Genomic DNA, 19,788 nt, shown 5'->3' on the forward strand with positions numbered 1-19,788 from the left:
CAAGCGAAACGTGACAACCGCCGAATATTACTAGCCCGGTAATGCCTGTTTTTGCTGCTTAATATCCTGTTCAATCCCGTCGCGTACGTCCTGCGGAATTTTCAGCGCGTCGCCGAGCGCGTTCAGATAGCTGCGCTCCATAAAGTGATCGATATCGATGGCCGCACAGCTCAGGAAATAGAGCTCCAGCGCCTCTTCCTCGTTTTTCACGCTCTGCGCCAGACGCATCGGGTCGAGCGGTTGTTCAATCGCCTGCGCCACCAGCGCCCGTCCCTGCGCCTCAACGCCCGCTTCCCGCATCTGCTGCTCGATGGCGGCGCGTTCATTATCGTCGATATGACCGTCACTTTTGGCGGCAAACACCAGCGCCAGGATCAACCGTTCAGTGCGCACATCCAGCGACGAGGCCTGTTGACCAAACTGCGGCTCGTCCTGATGGGCAGTGCGTACTCTGTCTTTGTACTTGTTCCACAAAACCGTTCCGGCGATTGCCCCGCCGCCCGCCAGCAGTGCGCCAGTGCCGTATTTCGCCAGCAGTTTGCGGGAGGATTTATTGGCGACCAGCAGACCCGCCAGCCCGCCGAGCGCCCCCGGCACCAGCAGCTTGCTCAGTCCTTGCTCACTGGACGACGACGCTTTCTGACCTAACATGGACTGCAGTTGATTCAACCAGCCTGACATAATATTCCTCACTCTACGGTTCGTTATGGTTACAGCCTATGCGAGGCGATGTCAGGAAATGTCTGCCCGCACTAAAGAAGCGCAAATTTCCCCCTGCGCTCAGGACATCTGCGCCTGGTGGAAGACAGACGCAAACGTTTTCGTTTATACTGCGCGCAACTTTTTTAGGGGGAATATGATGACTCTTTTAGGAACTGCTTTGCGTCCATCTGCGACGCGCGTCATGCTGCTGGGTTCTGGCGAGCTGGGAAAAGAAGTGGCCATTGAGTGCCAGCGTCTCGGCATTGAAGTGATTGCCGTTGATCGTTATGCGAATGCACCGGCAATGCACGTCGCGCACCGCGCGCATGTCATCAATATGCTCGATGGCGACGCACTTCGCGCGCTGATTGCACAGGAAAAGCCTGACTTTGTGGTCCCGGAAATCGAAGCGATTGCCACCGACACGCTTATTGCCCTTGAGCAGGAAGGTCAGCGTGTGGTGCCCTGTGCCCGCGCAGCCAAACTGACCATGAACCGCGAAGGCATTCGTCGCCTGGCGGCCGAAGAGCTGGCGCTACCGACTTCCAGCTATCGTTTTGCCGATGGAAAAAAGGATTTCCTGCAAGCCGTCGAACAAATTGGCTACCCGTGCATCATTAAGCCGGTGATGAGCTCCTCCGGTAAAGGCCAGAGCTTTATCCGCGACGAAACCACGCTTGATAAGGCGTGGGACTATGCTCAACAGGGTGGCCGCGCGGGCGCCGGGCGGGTCATTGTCGAAGGCGTTGTGAAGTTTGATTTCGAAATCACCCTGCTGACGGTCAGCGCCGTTGACGGTGTTCACTTCTGCGATCCCATTGGCCATCGTCAGGAAGACGGTGATTACCGTGAATCCTGGCAGCCGCAGCAGATGAGCGCGCTGGCGCTGGAGCGCGCGCAGGAGATTGCCCGCAAAGTGGTGCTGGCGCTGGGCGGTTACGGTCTGTTTGGCGTGGAACTGTTCGTCTGCGGCGATGAGGTGATTTTCAGCGAAGTCTCTCCGCGTCCTCACGATACCGGAATGGTGACGCTGATATCCCAGGATCTCTCGGAGTTCGCCCTGCACGTTCGCGCGTTTCTGGGGCTGCCGGTGGGCGGGATTCGTCAGTATGGCCCGGCGGCCTCTGCGGTGATCTTGCCCCGGCTGACCAGCCAGAATGTCACGTTTGGTAATGTGGATGCCGCCGTCGGCGCGGGTCTGCAGCTGCGTCTGTTTGGTAAACCCGAAATCGACGGAACTCGTCGCCTGGGCGTGGCGTTAGCCACCGGCGATAGCGTGGAAACAGCGGTTGAGCGGGCGGTCAATGCGGCGCAAGCCGTGAGTGTGAAAGCATAAAAAAAGCCGGGCAACACGTGTTTGCCCGGCCAGTATTTTCGGTTTTGTCGGGCGGGTTCACACCCGCCACTGCAAAAATTACTTCGCGCCTTCCACAGCTTCGCGCGCCAGCTTAGTAATGCGATCCCAGTCGCCCGCTTCCAGCGCATCGGCCGGAACCAGCCACGAACCACCGATACACAGCACGCTTTTCAGGGCCAGATAGTCACGGTAGTTCGCCGGAGAGATGCCGCCAGTCGGGCAGAAACGCACCTGAGAGAACGGACCTGCAATCGCCTGCAGAGCTTTGGTGCCGCCGTTAGCTTCAGCCGGGAAGAATTTGAACTCTTTCAGGCCGTAATCCATACCCAGCATCAGTTCAGACACGGTGCTGATACCCGGGATTAACGGAATGGTGCCTTCGGTTGCCGCTTTCAGCAGTGGCTCAGTCAGGCCTGGGCTGATTGCGAACTGTGCACCCGCTTCAGTCACTTCCGCCAGCTGCTGCGGGTTCAGCACGGTACCGGCACCGATAATCGCTTCCGGCACTTCTTTTGCGATAGCGCGGATCGCGTCCATCGCGCAGGCGGTACGCAGCGTCACTTCCAGCACACGAACACCACCTGCAACCAGCGCTTTCGCCATTGGGACAGCGTGCTCCAGTTTATTCACCACGATAACCGGCACTACCGGGCCAGTTGTCAGGATTGCTTCTGCACTTGTTTTCCAGTTTTTCATCAGTGTTTTTCTCTCGCCAGATCGATAATTCTTGTCGTCTTAAAACGTAATACAGGTTGCGCCCTGCTCAGCACCGGAGAGTTTCTCGCGCAGTGCACTGAACATTTCGCGCCCTGTTCCCACACGCGACGCGCTCAGGTCAGGAATATGCGGCTTACGGGCTTCCAGTTCGGCTTCATCCACCAGCAGGGTCAGCTCGCCTGTCTGGCCATTGACGCGGATGATATCGCCATCGCGTACTTTCGCCAGTAACCCACCGTCATAGGCTTCGGGGGTGACGTGAATCGCTGATGGCACTTTACCTGATGCGCCAGAGAGTCGTCCATCGGTGACCAACGCAATTTTGAAACAGCGGTCCAATAATACACCAAGTGGTGGCATAAGTTTATGTAATTCTGGCATGCCGTTCGCTTTTGGTCCCTGATGACGAACCACGACGACGCAGTCTTTGTCCAGCAGGCCAGCCTCGAACGCAGGCAGCACGTCGTGCTGGCTTTCAAAAATCACCGCAGGGGCTTCTACAATCTGGTTTTCAACAGGCACAGCGGAGGTTTTCATCACCGCGCGACCCAGGTTGCCGCTCAGCACTTTGGTGCCGCCGTGATGTGAGAATGGCTTCGCAAACGTGGCGATAACCTGTGCGTCGAGAGAACTCTGCGCGCCTTCGCGCCAGTCGAGCTGGCCGTCGTTCAGCCATGGCTCCAGGGTGTAACGCTGCAGGCCAAAACCGGCTACGGTGTTGACGTCTTCGTGCAGCAGGCCGCCTTTTAGCAGCTCGCGGATAAGCACGGGCACACCGCCCGCCGCCTGGAAGTGGTTGATATCCGCCGGGCCGTTCGGATAGAGACGCGCCATCAGCGGCACAATCTCAGACAGCTCAGAGAAATCATCCCAGTTAATCAGAATACCGGCCGCACGTGCCATCGCCACCAGGTGCATGGTGTGGTTAGTTGAACCGCCGGTTGCCAGCAGGGCAACAATCCCGTTCACCACCACTTTTTCGTCCACCATTTTGCCGAGCGGCATCCACTCGTTGCCGTTGCCGGTCAAACGCGTGACCTGACGCGCAGCGGCTTCGGTCAGCGCCTGGCGCAGTGGAGCATCTGGCTGTACGAAAGAGGAACCCGGAAGTTGCATGCCCATGAATTCCACCACCATCTGATTGGTGTTGGCGGTGCCGTAGAAGGTACAGGTTCCCGCGGCGTGATACGACGCGGCTTCGGCTTCCAGCAGGGCAATACGATCCACTTTGCCTTCGGCATACAGCTGGCGAATACGGACTTTTTCTTTATTTGGCAGACCGCTCGCCATTGGGCCTGATGGCACAAAAATCGCGGGCAGATGACCAAAGGAGAGCGCAGCCATCGCCAGGCCCGGGACAATTTTGTCACACACGCCAAGGTACAGGGCGCCGTCAAACATGTTATGGGACAGGCCTACTGCCGCAGACATGGCGATCACTTCGCGGCTCAGCAGGGAGAGTTCCATACCATCCTGACCCTGGGTTACGCCGTCGCACATGGCGGGTACGCCACCCGCCACCTGCCCGACCGCGTTAGCGCTGTGCAGCGCTTTGCGAATAATTTCCGGGTAGTGTTCGTACGGCTGGTGAGCGGAGAGCATGTCGTTGTAGGAGGTGATGATCGCAATATTGTTACGCAGCATGCTTTTCAGCGAGGCTTTGTCGTCCGGCTGGCAGGCGGCGAAACCGTGGGCCAGGTTACCGCAGGCGAGCTGCGAACGATGTACCGTGTCGGTCTTCGCCTGCTGGATGCGGGCGAGGTAGGCAGAACGTGTCTCTTTTGAGCGCTCAACAATGCGCTGTGTTACGCGTAACAATACAGGATTCATAAAAGCTCCTCTAATTTATCTGTCCAGGCTCGGGAGTTAACAAGATGAATCGCTTGTATTAACAAGGCTGAAACGCTTGCAGTCCGTAGCTCGGGGGCAAAATCGCTTCAGCCAGTGTAATAAAAAAAGCTCCACGGGTGAATCCACGTGGAGCTTAAATGATTAAAAATTGTGCCACAATCTGTGTTAGATCATGTTACCGGTAAAATAACCCGTTTGGATTAGCTTCCGGTTTACTCGAACTCGTTCCAGGAACGGCCGTCGCGGGTGATCATCGCCACGGACGCAACCGGTCCCCAGGTGCCTGCCTGATACGGTTTTGGCGCATCCTGATCGGCAGCCCAGGCTTCAGTAATGGAGTCGACCCACTTCCAGGCTTCTTCCACTTCATCGCGGCGCACGAACAGCGCCTGAATCCCACGCATGGTTTCCAGCAGCAGACGCTCGTAAGCATCGGCCAGGTGCGTTTCGTTGAAGGTTTCGGAGTAGCTCAGATCCAGTTTGGTGGTTTGCAGGTTGTGCTTGTGATCCAGGCCCGGCACTTTATTCAGCACCTGAATATCCACGCCCTCGTCAGGCTGCAGACGGATCGTCAGCTTGTTCTGCGGCAGCTCCTGCCAGGACTCTTTAAACAGGTTCAGTTCCGGGTTCTTGAAATAGACCACAACTTCAGAGCATTTGGTCGGCAGACGTTTACCGGTGCGCAGATAGAACGGCACACCCGCCCAGCGCCAGTTGTCGATATCGACACGGATCGCCACGAAAGTCTCGGTGTTACTGGACTTGTTCGCGCCCTCTTCTTCCAGATAGCCAGGGACTTTTTTGCCCTGTGCGAAACCGGAGGTGTACTGACCGCGGACGGTTTTCTCACGCACATTCGAGCGATCGATACGGCGCAGAGATTTCAGCACTTTCACTTTCTCGTCGCGTATGTTATCCGCTGAGAGGTCAGACGGCGGAGACATGGCGATCATGCAGAGAATTTGCAGCAGGTGGTTCTGGATCATGTCGCGCATCTGACCGGCCTGGTCAAAGTAACCCCAGCGGCCTTCGATGCCCACTTCCTCGGCCACGGTAATTTCCACGTGATCGATGGTGCGGTTGTCCCAGTTGTTGGCAAACAGGGAGTTCGCAAAACGCAGCGCCAGCAGGTTCAGTACCGTCTCTTTACCGAGATAGTGGTCGATACGGTAGACCTGGCACTCTTCGAAGTATTCGCCCACCTGGTCGTTAATTTCGCGAGAGGTCGCAAGCGAGGTGCCCAGCGGCTTTTCCATCACTACGCGCGCCGGTTTGGCGTTGAGTTTGGCTTCGCCCAGGCCCTTACAGATGGCGCCGAAGGTGCTTGGCGGCATCGCGAAATAGTTAATGGTCACACGGTTTTTCTGGTCCAGCATCTCGCCGAGACGACCAAACGCAGAGGTGTCGTTGACATCCAGGTTGCAGAAATCAAGACGACCGCTCAGCGCATCCCACAAACTTTCATCAATTTTCTCTTTCATGAATGTTTCGAGCGCTTCACGCACCACTTTGGTGTAGCCGTCTTTATCCCAGTCAGCGCGGCCCACACCCAGGATGCGAGTGTCCGGGTGGATCTGGCCTGCTTTTTCCAGTTGATACAGGGAAGGCAGCAATTTACGGCGTGCAAGATCGCCTTTCGCGCCGAAAATGACAGGTCACATGCCTGGGCTGTTTGCGTTACCGCCATGTCATTCTCCTCAGTTGGATATCCTGGTGCTTTTGCCAGAATATCGTTGTAATTTTATTACAATGCACTGTACTGCTTTTACGTCATTCCCGAAACCATTAGCGCTTAACGTCGCGTGCGATAACGCGATTTTTCGATGATTGCACGCTTCAGTGACAGCAATGACCACAAATTCGATGATTCTTTGTGTCGTCGGGTCGTTGCCAAAACCCGACCGCGATCAAGTAATGAAAAAAAACAACAACATTTGCTGTTGTTCATTACCCTTTGACCAGGTCAGAGGGGTATATTCTTCCTAATTCGAATCACGATTTCATCAATTTATGAAATCGCTTCCACCCATGAGTGTCTTGTCATCATGAACATGCTGGAAAAAATCCAGTTTCAACTGGAACACCTTAGCAAATCCGAGCGTAAAGTGGCTGAAGTAATTCTCGCCTCGCCCACTCAGGCCATCCATTCCAGCATCGCCGCTCTGGCGCAGGAGTCGGGGGTAAGTGAACCTACCGTCAACCGGTTCTGTCGCAGTCTTGAGACGCGCGGTTTTCCCGATTTTAAACTGCATCTGGCCCAGAGTCTGGCAAACGGCACGCCCTATGTAAATCGCAATGTCGATGAAGACGACAGCGTAGAGGCCTATACCGGCAAAATTTTTGAATCGGCAATGGCGACGCTCGACCATGTGCGGCAATCGCTGGATAAAGCATCACTCAATCGCGCTGTCGATTTGCTGACCCAGGCGAAAAAAATCGCCTTCTTCGGGCTGGGTTCTTCCGCCGCGGTTGCCCACGATGCGATGAACAAATTTTTCCGCTTCAATGTCCCGGTCATCTACTCTGATGACATAGTGCTGCAACGCATGAGCTGTATGAATTGTAACGAAGATGACGTGGTAGTGCTGATCTCTCACACCGGTCGGACCAAAAGCCTGGTGGAACTGGCGCAGCTGGCGCGTGAAAACGATGCCATGGTGATTGCGATCACCACCGCTGGCACGCCGCTGGCACGAGAATCAACGCTCGCTATCACGCTGGATGTGCCGGAAGATACCGACATGTATATGCCGATGGTGTCGCGGCTTGCGCAATTAACCGTCATCGACGTGCTGGCCACGGGTTTTACGCTGCGTCGTGGCGCGAAATTCAGAGATAACTTGAAGCGTGTCAAAGAAGCGCTCAAGGAATCGCGTTTTGATAAAGAATTGCTCATTAAGGGCGATGTACCCTAAATGTTGTTATAAGGTTGTTACTTTTTTCGGTATTCGGTAATTTCTACACAGCACCGAATCTATGTTCACGCAACACCAAAGTTGTTTCAGTCAACGGAGTATTACATGTCCAGAAGGCTTCGCAGAACCAAGATCGTTACCACCTTAGGTCCGGCTACTGACCGCGATAATAACCTCGAGAAAATTATCGCCGCGGGCGCCAACGTGGTACGCATGAACTTCTCTCACGGGACGCCAGAAGATCACAAATTACGTGCAGACAAGGTCCGTGAGATCGCGGCAAAACTGGGACGTCACGTGGCTATCCTCGGCGACCTGCAGGGTCCTAAGATCCGCGTCTCGACGTTTAAAGAAGGCAAAGTTTTCCTTAACATCGGTGATAAATTCCTCCTCGATGCCAACCTGGGTAAAGGCGAAGGCGATAAAGAGCGTGTGGGTATTGACTATAAAGGTCTGCCTGCTGACGTTGTAACGGGCGATATCCTGCTGCTTGATGATGGTCGCGTACAGCTGAAAGTGCTTGAAGTTCAGGGCATGAAAGTGTTCACCGAAGTGACCGTTGGCGGCCCGCTCTCCAACAATAAAGGCATCAATAAACTTGGCGGTGGCCTCTCCGCTGAAGCCCTGACCGAAAAAGACAAAGCCGACATCATCACTGCCGCACAGATTGGCGTCGACTATCTGGCTGTCTCCTTCCCGCGCTGCGGCGAAGACCTCAACTACGCTCGCCGTCTGGCCCGTGATGCAGGCTGCGACGCGAGCATTGTCGCGAAAGTTGAGCGTGCAGAGGCCGTCTGCAGCCAGGAAGCGATGGACGATGTGATTCTCGCGTCTGATGTGGTGATGGTCGCCCGTGGCGATCTGGGCGTTGAAATCGGTGACCCAGAACTGGTCGGTATCCAGAAAGCGCTGATCCGTCGTGCACGTCAGCTGAACCGCTCCGTGATCACTGCGACTCAGATGATGGAGTCGATGATCACCAACCCAATGCCAACCCGTGCGGAAGTGATGGACGTGGCAAACGCCGTGCTGGACGGTACCGATGCGGTAATGCTCTCTGCTGAAACGGCAGCGGGCCAATATCCTGCTGAAACCGTCGCGGCGATGGCGCGCGTGTGTCTGGGCGCTGAGAAGATCCCAAGCATTAACGTCTCTAAACATCGTCTGGACATTCAGTTCGATAACGTGGAAGAAGCGATTTCCATGTCTGCCATGTATGCGGCGAACCACCTGAAAGGTGTCACCGCGATCATCACCATGACCGAATCTGGCCGCACCGCGCTGATGACATCCCGTATCAGCTCCGGCCTGCCCATCTTCGCGATGTCACGTCATGAGCGCACTCTGAACCTGACAGCCCTGTACCGTGGCGTGACGCCTGTGTACTTCGACAGCACCAATGACGGCGTTGCCGCCGCCAACGATGCCGTCAATCTGCTGCGCGATAAAGGCTATCTGGTCTCTGGTGATATCGTGATTGTCACCCAGGGCGATGTAATGAGCACCATCGGCTCAACGAACACCACGCGTGTGATGACTGTCGAGTAACTGCATTCTCGCCATACTGTCGGGGGATTCGCTCCCGACAGTTTTTCCCCTCTTCTTACTCTGCCTGTTTTTCTCTCTTTTGATTAAATCTAAAACCTACCCTTACGGCCAATGGTGAGAATGGAAAACCCAGAGCTACTCACTGGCGCAACAACGCGTACAGAAAGACTCCTCCTGTACGCGTAAAGCGGACGTTATCTGATGAGTAGCAAAAATTATCTCTTCGGGAACAACTCTTTTCGCTTATACGGCTCTTTCTCGCCGGGCTTGCGGGTTTTGAGCAGTTTCAGAATCCAGGTATACTGCTCGGCGTGCGGTCCGACGAGGATTTCGACCTCTTCGTTCATGCGGCGCGCGATAGTGTGATCGTCGGCTTCCAGCAGATCGTCCATCGGTGGACGTACCTCGATGGTCAGACGATGGGTTTTGCCATCGTAAATCGGAAACAGCGGAACCACGCGGGCGCGGCAAACTTTCATCAGGCGGCCAATCGCAGGTAGTGTCGCTTTGTAAGTCGCAAAGAAATCCACGAATTCACTGTGCTCGGCACCGTGGTCCTGATCCGGCAGGTAATAGCCCCAGTAACCTTCGCGAACTGACTTAATAAAAGGTTTGATACCGTCGTTACGCGCATGCAGACGGCCACCAAAACGGCGGCGGACGGTGTTCCAGACGTAGTCGAAGATTTTATTGCCCTGATTATGGAACATGGCCGCCATCTTCTGGCCTTGCGACGCCATCAGCATCGCCGGAATATCCACGCCCCAGCCGTGCGGCACGAGAAAAATGACTTTCTCGTTGTTGCGACGCATCTCATCGATAATCTCCAGCCCTTTCCAGTCCACGCGATTTTTGACCTTCTCTGGCCCGCGCAGCGCCAGCTCGCCCATCATCGCCATTGCCTGCGGTGCAGTAGTAAACATAGCGTCGATAATCGCTTCACGTTCCGCGTCGCTTTTTTCCGGAAAACAGTAGAACAGATTGATCTGCGCACGGCGGCGCGCACTTTTGCCGAGTCGCCCGGCAATCAGGCCAATTTTACCGAGGACCGGATCGCGAAAAGATGCCGGAAGCAGCGCAAGGCCCGCAAATGCGTAGACACCCAGCCAGGCGCCCCAGTTACGCGGATGGCGAAAAGATTTCTCAAACTCGGGAATGTATTCACTGTTGTTTTTTTGGGTTTCCATGCGGGTTCCAGGGTCTGGTGAAGCAAAAAATAATCTTGAGATAGTGTAGCGAGGCAGAGTGTATCGCACAAAAGAAAAAGCCGGCGCATCTCTGCACCGGCTTTTAGATGACAAATATCTAGTCGAAGCGCAGTTGCGGCATGACCTCTTTGACCTGGGCCAGATAATCGGTGCGATCTTTGCCGGTCAGACCTTCGGTACGCGGCAGTTTCGCCGTCAACGGATTCACCGCCTGCTGGTTAATCCACACTTCATAGTGCAGATGCGGGCCGGTGGAGCGTCCTGTGTTGCCAGAGAGCGCAATGCGGTCGCCGCGTTTCACTTTCTGCCCCGGCTGGACCAGCAGCTTACGCAGGTGCATGTAGCGGGTGGTATAGGTGCGACCGTGACGAACGGCAACGTAGTACCCTGCCGCACCGCTGCGTTTAGCAATCACCACTTCACCGTCACCGACAGAGAGCACTGGCGTGCCCTGCGGCATCGCAAAGTCAACGCCACGGTGCGGCGCAACACGGCCAGTGACCGGGTTCAGACGACGCGGGTTAAAGTTGGATGAAACGCGGAACTGTTTCGCCGTCGGGAAGCGCAGGAAGCCTTTCGCCAGGCCCGTACCGTTGCGGTCGTAGAACTTGCCGTCTTCCGCGCGGATGGCGTAGTAATCTATGCCTTCGGAGCGCAGTCGCACGCCCATCAGTTGGCTTTGCTCACGCTTGCCGTCCAGCATTTCACGGGACATCAGGATCGAGAATTCGTCGCCTTTTTTCAGTTTGCGGAAGTCCATCTGCCACTGCATGGCTTTGATCACTGAGCTGATTTCGCCGCTGGTCAAACCCGCGTCGCGCGCGCTGGCGACAAAGCTGGCGCCAACCTTGCCTTTCAGCACATTGTTAACCCAGTCGCCCTGCTGCATTTCGCTGGTCATCTTGAAACCGTTTTCGGTACGATCGTAGGTACGGGTTTCGCGACGGGAGACTTCCCAGGTCAGACGTTGCAAATCGCCATCGTTGGTAAGCGTCCAGGACAGCTGTTGACCAATCTTGAGGTTACGCAGCTCTTTGTCTGATGCGGCGAGCTGGCTGATATCCCCCATCTCAATACCATACTGATTGAGCACGCTGCTCAGCGTATCGCCCGTGGAGACAACGTATTCGTGAATACCCGCCTCATTGGCGGTTTTGTCATCCAGCTCATCCTGAGGAATCGCTTCGTCTTCCTGGGCGGCCTGATCGATAGGTTCACTGGCATCGGGCAGCAAGGAGCGGATTTCACTCTTTTCCAGTTCGATGGTTTTAATGATGGGGGCTGAATGTGGGTGATACACATAGGGCCGCCAGACGGCGACCGCTAAGGTAAGAACTGTAAGGGACCCCAACATAACGCGGTGGGGTCGAGGCAGATTATTAAATGCCAGGGCGACAGAGCGGGCTATCTGTTGCACGTGTTCACTTCCTCGTTAATCTCCTTTCAGGCAGCTCGAATACTGGTTCGCCAATTGGCTGAGGAACTGCGAATAACTCGCCTTGCTCAACTGGATATTGGTTCCAAGCGGGTCCAGGGTTCCCATGCGCACGGACGTTCCCCTGGCCACGGCTTCAACGACCGCTGGCCTGAACTGTGGCTCAGCAAAAACGCATGTTGCTTTTTGCTCAACCAACTGTGTTCTGATTTCATGTAAACGCTGCGCACCAGGTTGAATTTCCGGGTTGACGGTGAAGTGACCCAGCGGGGTCAGTCCGTAGTGTTTTTCATAGTAGCCATAGGCATCATGAAAAACGAAATACCCTTTACCTTTCAACGGTGCCAGCTCGTTACCTACCTGCTTATCGGTTGCGGCTAATTGTGCCTCAAAATCCTTCAGGTTGGCGTCTAGTTTGGCTCGACTTTGCGGCATAAGTTCCACTAATTTGTCATGGATTGCAACCGCTGAGAGCCGCGCTATCTCTGGCGAGAGCCAAAGATGCATGTTGTACTCGCCATGATGGTGATGGTCGTCACCTTTTTCGCTATTGGCATGGTCATGGTCACTTTCGTGCTCGTCGTCGTCAGTCCCTTTCATGAGCAGCGGTTTCACGCCTGCCAGTTCGGCAATGGTGACCTGTTTTTGCGGCGGAACTTTACTTGCGGATTTTTGCATGAACGCTTCCATCTCTGGACCGATCCAGACCACTAAGTCCGCGTTCTGTAAGCGTTTTACATCAGATGGGCGCAACGAATAGTCGTGCTCAGATGCCCCGTCAGGCAGTAAAACCTGGGTTTCTGTGACACCATCGGCGATAGCCGAGGCGATGAATCCCAGTGGTTTAAGCGAAGCGACAACGGCGGCGTTAACATCTTGTGCTGCTGAACCCCAAAGGCCAGCGGATAATGCTGCGAAAAGAAGCGTATTTTTATGTAACATAATGCAACTTATGATCGTAATGAATGCGTGGAATGTGATATTATAACATTCGTTGACTTCTGCAAGCTTAAATTGACATGACGAATTTAGTTTCTCTTGAAAATATCTCGGTATCTTTTGGTCAGCGCCGCGTCCTCTCTGACGTATCGCTGGTCCTCAAACCCGGCAAAATTTTAACGTTGCTCGGCCCAAACGGCGCGGGCAAATCGACGCTGGTTCGGGTGGTTCTCGGGCTGGTAGCACCTGATGCTGGCGTCATCAAGCGCGACGACAAGTTAAGAATCGGCTACGTCCCGCAAAAAATACATCTTGACGCCACGCTGCCCTTAACGGTAGGCCGTTTCCTGCGACTGCGTCCAGGCACGCGTAAAGACGATATTCTCCCCGCTCTGAAACGCGTTCAGGCAGGCCATCTGGTCGAAGCCCCTATGCAGAAACTTTCCGGGGGTGAAACCCAGCGCGTTCTGCTGGCACGCGCGTTGTTGAGTAAGCCACAGCTGCTGGTTCTTGATGAGCCGACTCAGGGCGTGGATGTGAACGGCCAGGTCGCCCTGTACGATCTCATCGATCAGCTGCGTCGTGAGCTGGACTGCGCCGTTCTGATGGTCTCGCATGACCTGCATCTGGTGATGGCGAAAACCGACGAAGTGTTATGTCTGAATCACCATATCTGCTGCTCCGGCACGCCTGAAGTGGTGTCCATGCACCCGGAATTTATCTCTATGTTCGGCTCTCGTGGAGCAGAACAGCTGGGCATTTATCGCCATAACCATAATCATCGCCATGATTTACAGGGACGAATTGTCCTGCGTCGGGGAAATGGACACTCATGATTGAACTGTTATTACCCGGCTGGTTTGCCGGGGTTATGCTTGCCTGCGCCGCGGGTCCGCTGGGCTCTTTTGTCGTCTGGCGAAGAATGTCCTATTTTGGCGATACGCTGGCGCACGCCTCCTTACTGGGCGTGGCCTTTGGCTTATTGCTCGACGTGAACCCGTTTTACGCAGTGATTGCCGTGACGCTGCTGCTTGCAGCTGGTCTGGTTTGGCTTGAGAAGCGCCCTCACCTCGCGGTAGATACGTTGCTCGGGATTATGGCGCACAGCGCGCTGTCGCTTGGCCTGGTGGTGGTGAGCCTGATGTCGAACATTCGCGTCGATTTAATGGCGTATCTGTTTGGCGATTTGCTGGCGGTGACGCCGGAAGACCTGATCTCTATCGCCATTGGCGTGGTGATCGTTCTCGGTATTTTGCTGTGGCAGTGGCGCAATCTGCTGGCGATGACCGTCAGCGCTGATTTGGCCTTTGTCGATGGCGTTAAACTGCAGCGCGTGAAGCTGTTGTTGATGCTGGTGACCGCGTTGACGATTGGGGTGGCGATGAAGTTTGTGGGTGCGCTGATTATCACCTCACTGCTGATTATCCCGGCCGCTACTGCACGCCGTTTTGCCCGTACGCCTGAACAGATGGCGGGTGTGGCGGTAGTTGTCGGCATTATTGCCGTCACAGGCGGGCTCACCTTCTCGGCGTTTTACGACACGCCAGCCGGCCCGTCGGTGGTGCTGTGTGCGGCGCTGATGTTTATCTTCAGTATGATGAAGAAACCGGCCAGCTGAACATTTCCCCCGGTGGCGCGCTGCGCTTACCGGGGAAACATCAGAATCGTTCTAGGGCGAATCACGCCTGGCGCTATCCGGCACTTAACCCGGTCGCGTACTACGGCATTTCCGGTGGCGTTATCCCGAAGTGATTCCACGCCCGTACCGTCGCCATTCGCCCGCGCGGAGTGCGTTGCAAAAAGCCCTGCTGAATCAGATAGGGTTCCAGCACGTCTTCGATGGTTTCACGCTCTTCGCCAATCGCTGCGGCGAGGTTATCCAGCCCAACCGGCCCGCCAAAGAATTTATCCAGAATCGCGAGCAGCAGCTTGCGGTCCATATAGTCAAACCCTTCAGCATCGACGTTAAGCATATCCAGCGCCTGCGAGGCGATATCCAGCGAAATGGTGCCATCGTGCTTCACTTCCGCAAAGTCACGCACACGGCGCAGCAGACGGTTAGCGATGCGTGGTGTACCGCGCGAACGCTTGGCTACTTCAAAGGCCCCCTCATCGCTCAATTCAAGCCCCATAAAGCGCGCGCTGCGGCCAACGATGTACTGCAGATCCGCGACCTGATAGAACTCGAGGCGCTGCACAATTCCGAAGCGATCGCGAAGGGGTGACGTGAGTGACCCGGCACGCGTGGTGGCGCCAATCAGGGTAAAGGGCGGCAGATCGATTTTAATTGAGCGCGCGGCCGGACCTTCGCCGATCATGATATCCAGCTGATAGTCTTCCATCGCCGGATAAAGCACCTCTTCCACTACCGGAGACAGGCGGTGGATCTCATCGATAAACAGCACGTCGTGCGGCTCAAGGTTGGTCAGCATCGCCGCCAGATCGCCCGCTTTCTCCAGTACCGGGCCTGACGTGGTGCGCAGGTTCACGCCCATTTCATTCGCCACGATATTGGCAAGCGTCGTTTTACCGAGACCAGGAGGGCCAAAAATCAGCAGATGATCGAGCGCATCCCCGCGCAGTTTCGCCGCCTGGATAAAAATTTCCATCTGTGAGCGAACCTGCGGCTGGCCGATGTACTCCTCCAGCAGTTTCGGACGATCGCGCGATCCACCACATCCTCTGGAACATTGCTGGCTGCCGAAATCAGGCGGTCTGCTTCAATCATCCTCTACCTCACAATGCCGCGCGGAGCGCTTCACGAATCAGGGTTTCACTGCTGGCATCCGGTTTGGCGATTTTACTCACCATCCGGCTGGCTTCCTGTGGTTTATAGCCCAGCGCCACCAGCGCAGCCACCGCTTCTTGCTCTGCGTCGTCATCCGTCGGACCGTTCGGTGACGTCAGCACCAGATCGGACGCTGGCGTAAACAGATCCCCGTGCAGCCCTTTAAAGCGGTCTTTCATTTCCACAATCAGACGTTCAGCGGTTTTTTTGCCGATGCCTGGCAGCTTGACCAGCGCAGCGGGATCTTCGCGCTCAACGGCATTCACAAACTGTTGCGCCGACATGCCGGACAGAATCGCCAGCGCAAGCTTTGGCCCCACGCCATTGGTTTTAATCAGCTCGCGGAACAGCATGCGTTCCTGCTTATTATTAAAGCCATACAGAAGCTGGGCATCTTCACGCACCACGAACTGGGTAAAGACAATCGCCTCTTTGCCGGACTCCGGAAGTTCATAGAAACAGGTCATCGGCATATGGACTTCATACCCCACGCCTCCCGCTTCCAGCAGAACTAACGGGGGTTGTTTTTCAATGATGATGCCTCTGAGTCTGCCAATCACATGATGCTCCTGCGTGAGATGCTAAATTAACTTCCGCCATCATAAAAAAAGGCTGGATGTTTATCCAGCCTGATTTGTGATTATCGTAACCGACCTCGCGCAAGATTGAGCCTCGATTCGCTCATCTGCATGGCGTTTTGGCTCACATGGCAGTGCGTTATCGCAATGGCCAGCGCATCGGCGGCATCCGCCTGTGGGTTTGCCGGGAGCTTAAGCAAGGTCCGCACCATGTGCTGCACCTGACTTTTCTCCGCGCTACCAATGCCCACCACCGTCTGTTTAACCTGACGCGCGGCGTATTCGAACACCGGTAAATCCTGGTTCACCGCCGCGACAATCGCCACACCGCGTGCCTGGCCCAGTTTTAACGCCGAGTCAGCATTTTTCGCCATAAAGACCTGCTCGATGGCAAAAAAGTCGGGCTGAAACTGGGTAATGATTTCCGACACGCCTGCGTAAATTAATTTCAGACGCGACGGTAAATCATCAACTTTGGTGCGAATACAGCCGCTGCCCAGGTAGGTCAACTGGCGACCCACCTGGCGGATAACGCCGTAACCGGTAATGCGTGAGCCGGGGTCTATACCGAGAATAATCGACATCACGCGTCTCCGGTTAGAGGTTCAAACGCGCTCATTAGAGCGTCGCTGCGACCTCATCAGAGATCTCACCGTTATGATAAACTTCCTGAACGTCATCGCAGTCTTCGAGCATGTCGATCAGACGCAGCAGTTTTGGTGCAGTTTCTGCATCCATGTCTGCTTTGGTCGATGGAATCATCGACACTTCCGCGTTGTCGGCTTTCAGACCGGCAGCTTCGAGCGCATCACGCACTGCGCCCATCTCTTCCCACGCGGTGTAAACGTCAATCGCACCGTCGTCGAAGGTCACAACGTCTTCAGCACCGGCTTCCAGCGCAGCTTCCATGATCGCGTCTTCGTCGCCCGCTTCGAAAGAGATCACCCCTTTCTTGCTGAACAGGTATGCCACGGAACCGTCAGTACCCAGGTTGCCACCGGTTTTGGTGAACGCATGGCGCACTTCAGCCACGGTACGGTTGCGGTTGTCGGACAGACATTCAACCATGACCGCAGTACCACCAGGGCCGTAACCTTCATAAATGATAGTTTCCATGTTCGCGTCGTCATCGCCGCCCACGCCACGTGCGATTGCACGGTTCAGGGTGTCACGCGTCATGTTGTTTGACAGTGCTTTATCAATCGCTGCGCGCAGACGTGGGTTAGAACCCGCGTCGCCGCCGCCCAGACGGGCTGCAGTAACCAGCTCGCGAATGATTTTGGTGAAAATTTTACCGCGTTTGGCATCCTGTGCCGCTTTACGGTGTTTGGTGTTGGCCCACTTACTATGACCTGCCATAAAAATATCTCCAATAAACCGTCAATTCAGACGGCATGAATTACAAATTCTTCAATCGCCTGCCGGTTGCTCCACGACTTGGTTAAGGCAGCCGCTTCGGCCGCATCAACCCAGCGGTAGGTCAAATGCTCGGTGAACTCGATCTGCCGTTCATGGGGGAGCGCAAGACAGAACCACGATTCCGTATTGCGCTCAATTCCCGGCGCATAGCGATGACGTAAATGGCTAAAAATTTCAAAATCCACCGTGCGCTGACAGTCCTTCAGGGTCAGTTGCTCCTGAGCAACATTAATGGTGACCTCTTCATTTACTTCGCGCGCGGCGGCCTGCGACGCGGTTTCACCCTCTTCCAGACTGCCGGTAACCGACTGCCAGAAATCGGGATCGTCGCGACGCTGCAACATCAGCACCCGCTTCGTGTCTTCTGCATAAATGACCACCAGAACAGAAACGGGACGCTTATATGCCATATCAGTTTTTCTCTTCCTTTTTCACCACTTCGATACCCAGCTCAGACAAAGAGGCCGGGTTAGCAAAGCTTGGCGCTTCGGTCATCAGACACGCAGCGGCGGTGGTTTTCGGGAAGGCAATCACATCACGAATGTTATCAGTACCGGTCAGCAGCATGGTCAGACGATCCAGACCAAACGCCAGGCCTGCGTGCGGTGGAGTGCCGTACTTCAGGGCATCGAGCAGGAAGCCGAACTTCTCGCGCTGCTCTTGCTCGTTAATGCCCAGAATGCCGAATACGGTCTGCTGCATTTCGCCGCTGTGGATACGTACGGAACCGCCGCCCACTTCGTAACCGTTGATTACCATATCGTAGGCGTTGGCCACTGCGTCTTCCGGTGCCGCGTTCAGCTCGCTCGCCGTCATGTCTTTCGGTGCGGTGAACGGGTGGTGCATCGCCGTCAGGCCGCCTTCACCGTCATCTTCAAACATTGGGAAGTCGATCACCCACAGCGGAGCCCATTTGGCTTCGTCAGTCAGGTTCAGATCTTTACCCAGTTTGAGACGCAGTGCACCGAGCGCATCGGCCACCACTTTTTTGTTGTCCGCGCCGAAGAAGATCATGTCGCCATCCTGCGCGCCGGTGCGCTCAAGGATTGCTTCTACGATCTCAGCGTTCAGGAATTTCGCAACAGGGCTGGTGATGCCTTCGATGCCTTTCGCACGTTCGGTGACTTTAATATAAGCCAGGCCTTTCGCGCCGTAGATTTTCACGAAATTGCCGTAGTCATCAATTTGTTTACGGCTGAGCTGTGCGCCACCTGGAACACGCAGGGCAGCCACACGGCCTTTCGGATCGTTAGCCGGGCCAGAGAAGACCGCAAACTCAACCGCTTTCAGCAGGTCCGCGACGTCCACCAGCTCCATCGGGTTACGCAGGTCTGGTTTGTCAGAACCGTAGCGACGTTCTGCTTCTGCGAAGGTCATGATCGGGAACTCGCCCAGATCCACGCCCTTCACGTCCTGCCACAGACCACGAACCAGCGCTTCCATAATTTCGCGCACCTGAGGTGCGGTCATGAAGGAGGTCTCGACGTCGATCTGGGTGAATTCAGGCTGACGGTCAGCGCGCAGGTCTTCGTCGCGGAAGCATTTAACGATCTGATAGTAGCGATCGAAGCCAGACATCATCAGCAGCTGTTTGAACAGCTGAGGAGACTGTGGCAGCGCGTAGAATTTGCCTTTATGTACGCGAGACGGAACCAGGTAATCGCGCGCGCCTTCCGGCGTGGCTTTGGTCAGCATCGGGGTTTCGATATCGAGGAAACCGTGGTCGTCCATGAAACGACGCACCAGGCTTGTGATCTTCGCACGGGTTTTCAGGCGCTGAGCCATTTCCGGGCGACGCAGATCCAGATAGCGATATTTCAGACGCGCTTCTTCAGTGTTGACGTGGTTGGAGTCAAGCGGCAGCGATTCTGAACGGTTGATGATAGTCAGGTCGGACGCCAGCACTTCAATGGCGCCCGTCGCCATATCGGCGTTAATATTTTTTTCGTCACGCGCACGCACGGTGCCGGTGACCTGGATGCAGAACTCATTACGCAGTTCGGAGGCCAGCTTTAACGCGTCCGCACGATCCGGATCGAAGAACACCTGCACGATGCCTTCACGGTCACGCAAATCGATGAAGATAAGGCTACCAAGATCACGACGGCGGTTGACCCAACCACACAGGGTCACCTGCTGTCCAACGTGGGACTGACGCAACTGCCCGCAATATTCTGTACGCATGAGATATCCCTTAATTTAGCCGCAGGCTAAATGTCGCCTGATTTACAGGCTACTATGTCGCAGCTTTCTGTATGTCACAACTGGATGAAAAAAGGCGGCTATTATACTGGAAATTCCGCCGTACGATAAGAGAGAAGCTTGCCAGAC

16 protein-coding genes and 2 pseudogenes are annotated in these 19,788 nt (G+C 55.3%); 5 read left to right on the forward strand and 13 right to left on the reverse strand.

From position 1 onward, the window contains the following. Positions 1-30 precede the first annotated feature (30 nt). The gene (locus tag ETG88_RS21345) at positions 31-681 is read right to left on the reverse strand and encodes a tellurite resistance TerB family protein (protein ID WP_102103977.1); all 651 of its coding nucleotides are present in this window, start codon (positions 679-681) and stop codon (positions 31-33) included. Positions 682-859: 178 nt separating this feature from the next. Between ETG88_RS21345 and purT the strand changes: the two genes are divergently transcribed. Beyond that, entirely contained in the window at positions 860-2,038 is a 1,179-nt protein-coding gene (purT, locus tag ETG88_RS21350; RefSeq protein ID WP_129036353.1) for a formate-dependent phosphoribosylglycinamide formyltransferase, read from the forward strand. Positions 2,039-2,116: 78 nt separating this feature from the next. Here the strand turns inward: purT and kdgA are convergent, their stop codons facing one another. The 3 genes and pseudogenes from kdgA to zwf all read right to left on the reverse strand — a co-directional run bounded on the left by kdgA (position 2,117) and on the right by zwf (position 6,314). Then, positions 2,117-2,755, reverse strand: coding sequence for a bifunctional 4-hydroxy-2-oxoglutarate aldolase/2-dehydro-3-deoxy-phosphogluconate aldolase (kdgA, locus tag ETG88_RS21355; protein ID WP_102103979.1), 639 nt, complete (start codon positions 2,753-2,755; stop codon positions 2,117-2,119). Positions 2,756-2,794: 39 nt separating this feature from the next. Continuing rightward, on the reverse strand, positions 2,795-4,606 hold the full coding sequence (gene edd / locus ETG88_RS21360) for a phosphogluconate dehydratase (RefSeq protein ID WP_100779788.1): 1,812 nt from the start codon (positions 4,604-4,606) through the stop codon (positions 2,795-2,797). Positions 4,607-4,839: 233 nt separating this feature from the next. Then, positions 4,840-6,314: pseudogene (gene zwf / locus ETG88_RS21365) on the reverse strand (glucose-6-phosphate dehydrogenase). A gap of 358 nt (positions 6,315-6,672) precedes the next feature. On the opposite strand from zwf, the gene ETG88_RS21370 reads away from it, so the two are divergent. Both ETG88_RS21370 and pyk read left to right on the forward strand, forming a co-directional pair. Further along, a complete protein-coding gene (locus ETG88_RS21370) occupies positions 6,673-7,542 on the forward strand; it encodes a MurR/RpiR family transcriptional regulator (RefSeq protein ID WP_100779786.1) in 870 nt (289 codons plus the stop codon). A gap of 105 nt (positions 7,543-7,647) precedes the next feature. Beyond that, positions 7,648-9,090, forward strand: coding sequence for a pyruvate kinase (gene pyk, locus ETG88_RS21375; protein WP_100779785.1), 1,443 nt, complete (start codon positions 7,648-7,650; stop codon positions 9,088-9,090). A 215-nt stretch (positions 9,091-9,305) separates the two neighbouring features. On the opposite strand, the gene lpxM is transcribed toward pyk, so the two are convergent. The 3 genes from lpxM to znuA form a co-directional block, all read right to left on the reverse strand. Further along, entirely contained in the window at positions 9,306-10,277 is a 972-nt protein-coding gene (lpxM, locus tag ETG88_RS21380) for a lauroyl-Kdo(2)-lipid IV(A) myristoyltransferase (protein WP_123427581.1), read from the reverse strand. Positions 10,278-10,395: 118 nt separating this feature from the next. Continuing rightward, positions 10,396-11,715: a murein DD-endopeptidase MepM gene (gene mepM / locus ETG88_RS21385; RefSeq protein WP_129036345.1), complete on the reverse strand. Its 1,320-nt coding sequence runs from the start codon at positions 11,713-11,715 to the stop codon at positions 10,396-10,398. Positions 11,716-11,730: 15 nt separating this feature from the next. Further along, on the reverse strand, positions 11,731-12,675 hold the full coding sequence (znuA, locus tag ETG88_RS21390) for a zinc ABC transporter substrate-binding protein ZnuA (RefSeq protein WP_129036346.1): 945 nt from the start codon (positions 12,673-12,675) through the stop codon (positions 11,731-11,733). Positions 12,676-12,752: 77 nt separating this feature from the next. Here znuA and znuC point away from each other — a divergent pair, with 77 nt between their 5' ends. Both znuC and znuB read left to right on the forward strand, forming a co-directional pair. Beyond that, complete coding sequence (gene znuC, locus ETG88_RS21395) at positions 12,753-13,508, forward strand: zinc ABC transporter ATP-binding protein ZnuC (protein ID WP_100779781.1); 756 nt, start codon at positions 12,753-12,755, stop codon at positions 13,506-13,508. Beyond that, the gene (gene znuB / locus ETG88_RS21400; protein ID WP_102103984.1) at positions 13,505-14,290 is read left to right on the forward strand and encodes a zinc ABC transporter permease subunit ZnuB; all 786 of its coding nucleotides are present in this window, start codon (positions 13,505-13,507) and stop codon (positions 14,288-14,290) included. Before znuC ends, znuB begins: the two co-directional genes overlap by 4 nt. A 100-nt stretch (positions 14,291-14,390) precedes the next feature. Here the strand turns inward: znuB and ruvB are convergent. From ruvB to aspS, 6 genes and pseudogenes are all read right to left on the reverse strand, one after another. After that, positions 14,391-15,400, reverse strand: a pseudogene (gene ruvB, locus ETG88_RS21405) (Holliday junction branch migration DNA helicase RuvB). Between the two features lie 8 nt (positions 15,401-15,408). Beyond that, positions 15,409-16,020 (reverse strand): Holliday junction branch migration protein RuvA, encoded by a 612-nt coding sequence (ruvA, locus tag ETG88_RS21410; RefSeq protein ID WP_102103985.1) that lies wholly within the window; start codon positions 16,018-16,020, stop codon positions 15,409-15,411. Positions 16,021-16,100: 80 nt separating this feature from the next. Next, positions 16,101-16,622, reverse strand: a complete 522-nt coding sequence (ruvC, locus tag ETG88_RS21415; protein ID WP_015964021.1) for a crossover junction endodeoxyribonuclease RuvC — start codon at positions 16,620-16,622, stop codon at positions 16,101-16,103. Positions 16,623-16,656: 34 nt separating this feature from the next. Continuing rightward, complete coding sequence (locus ETG88_RS21420; protein ID WP_100779777.1) at positions 16,657-17,397, reverse strand: YebC/PmpR family DNA-binding transcriptional regulator; 741 nt, start codon at positions 17,395-17,397, stop codon at positions 16,657-16,659. A 26-nt stretch (positions 17,398-17,423) separates the two neighbouring features. Then, positions 17,424-17,867 carry a dihydroneopterin triphosphate diphosphatase gene (gene nudB / locus ETG88_RS21425; RefSeq protein ID WP_100779776.1) on the reverse strand — a complete coding sequence of 148 codons (444 nt, stop codon included), beginning with the start codon at positions 17,865-17,867 and terminating at the stop codon, positions 17,424-17,426. Position 17,868: 1 nt separating this feature from the next. Continuing rightward, positions 17,869-19,641, reverse strand: coding sequence for an aspartate--tRNA ligase (gene aspS, locus ETG88_RS21430; RefSeq protein ID WP_100779775.1), 1,773 nt, complete (start codon positions 19,639-19,641; stop codon positions 17,869-17,871). Positions 19,642-19,788: the final 147 nt, after the last annotated feature.

It is taken from the genome of Lelliottia nimipressuralis, from assembly GCF_004115925.1.
Classification (GTDB): Bacteria; Pseudomonadota; Gammaproteobacteria; order Enterobacterales; family Enterobacteriaceae; genus Enterobacter; species Enterobacter nimipressuralis.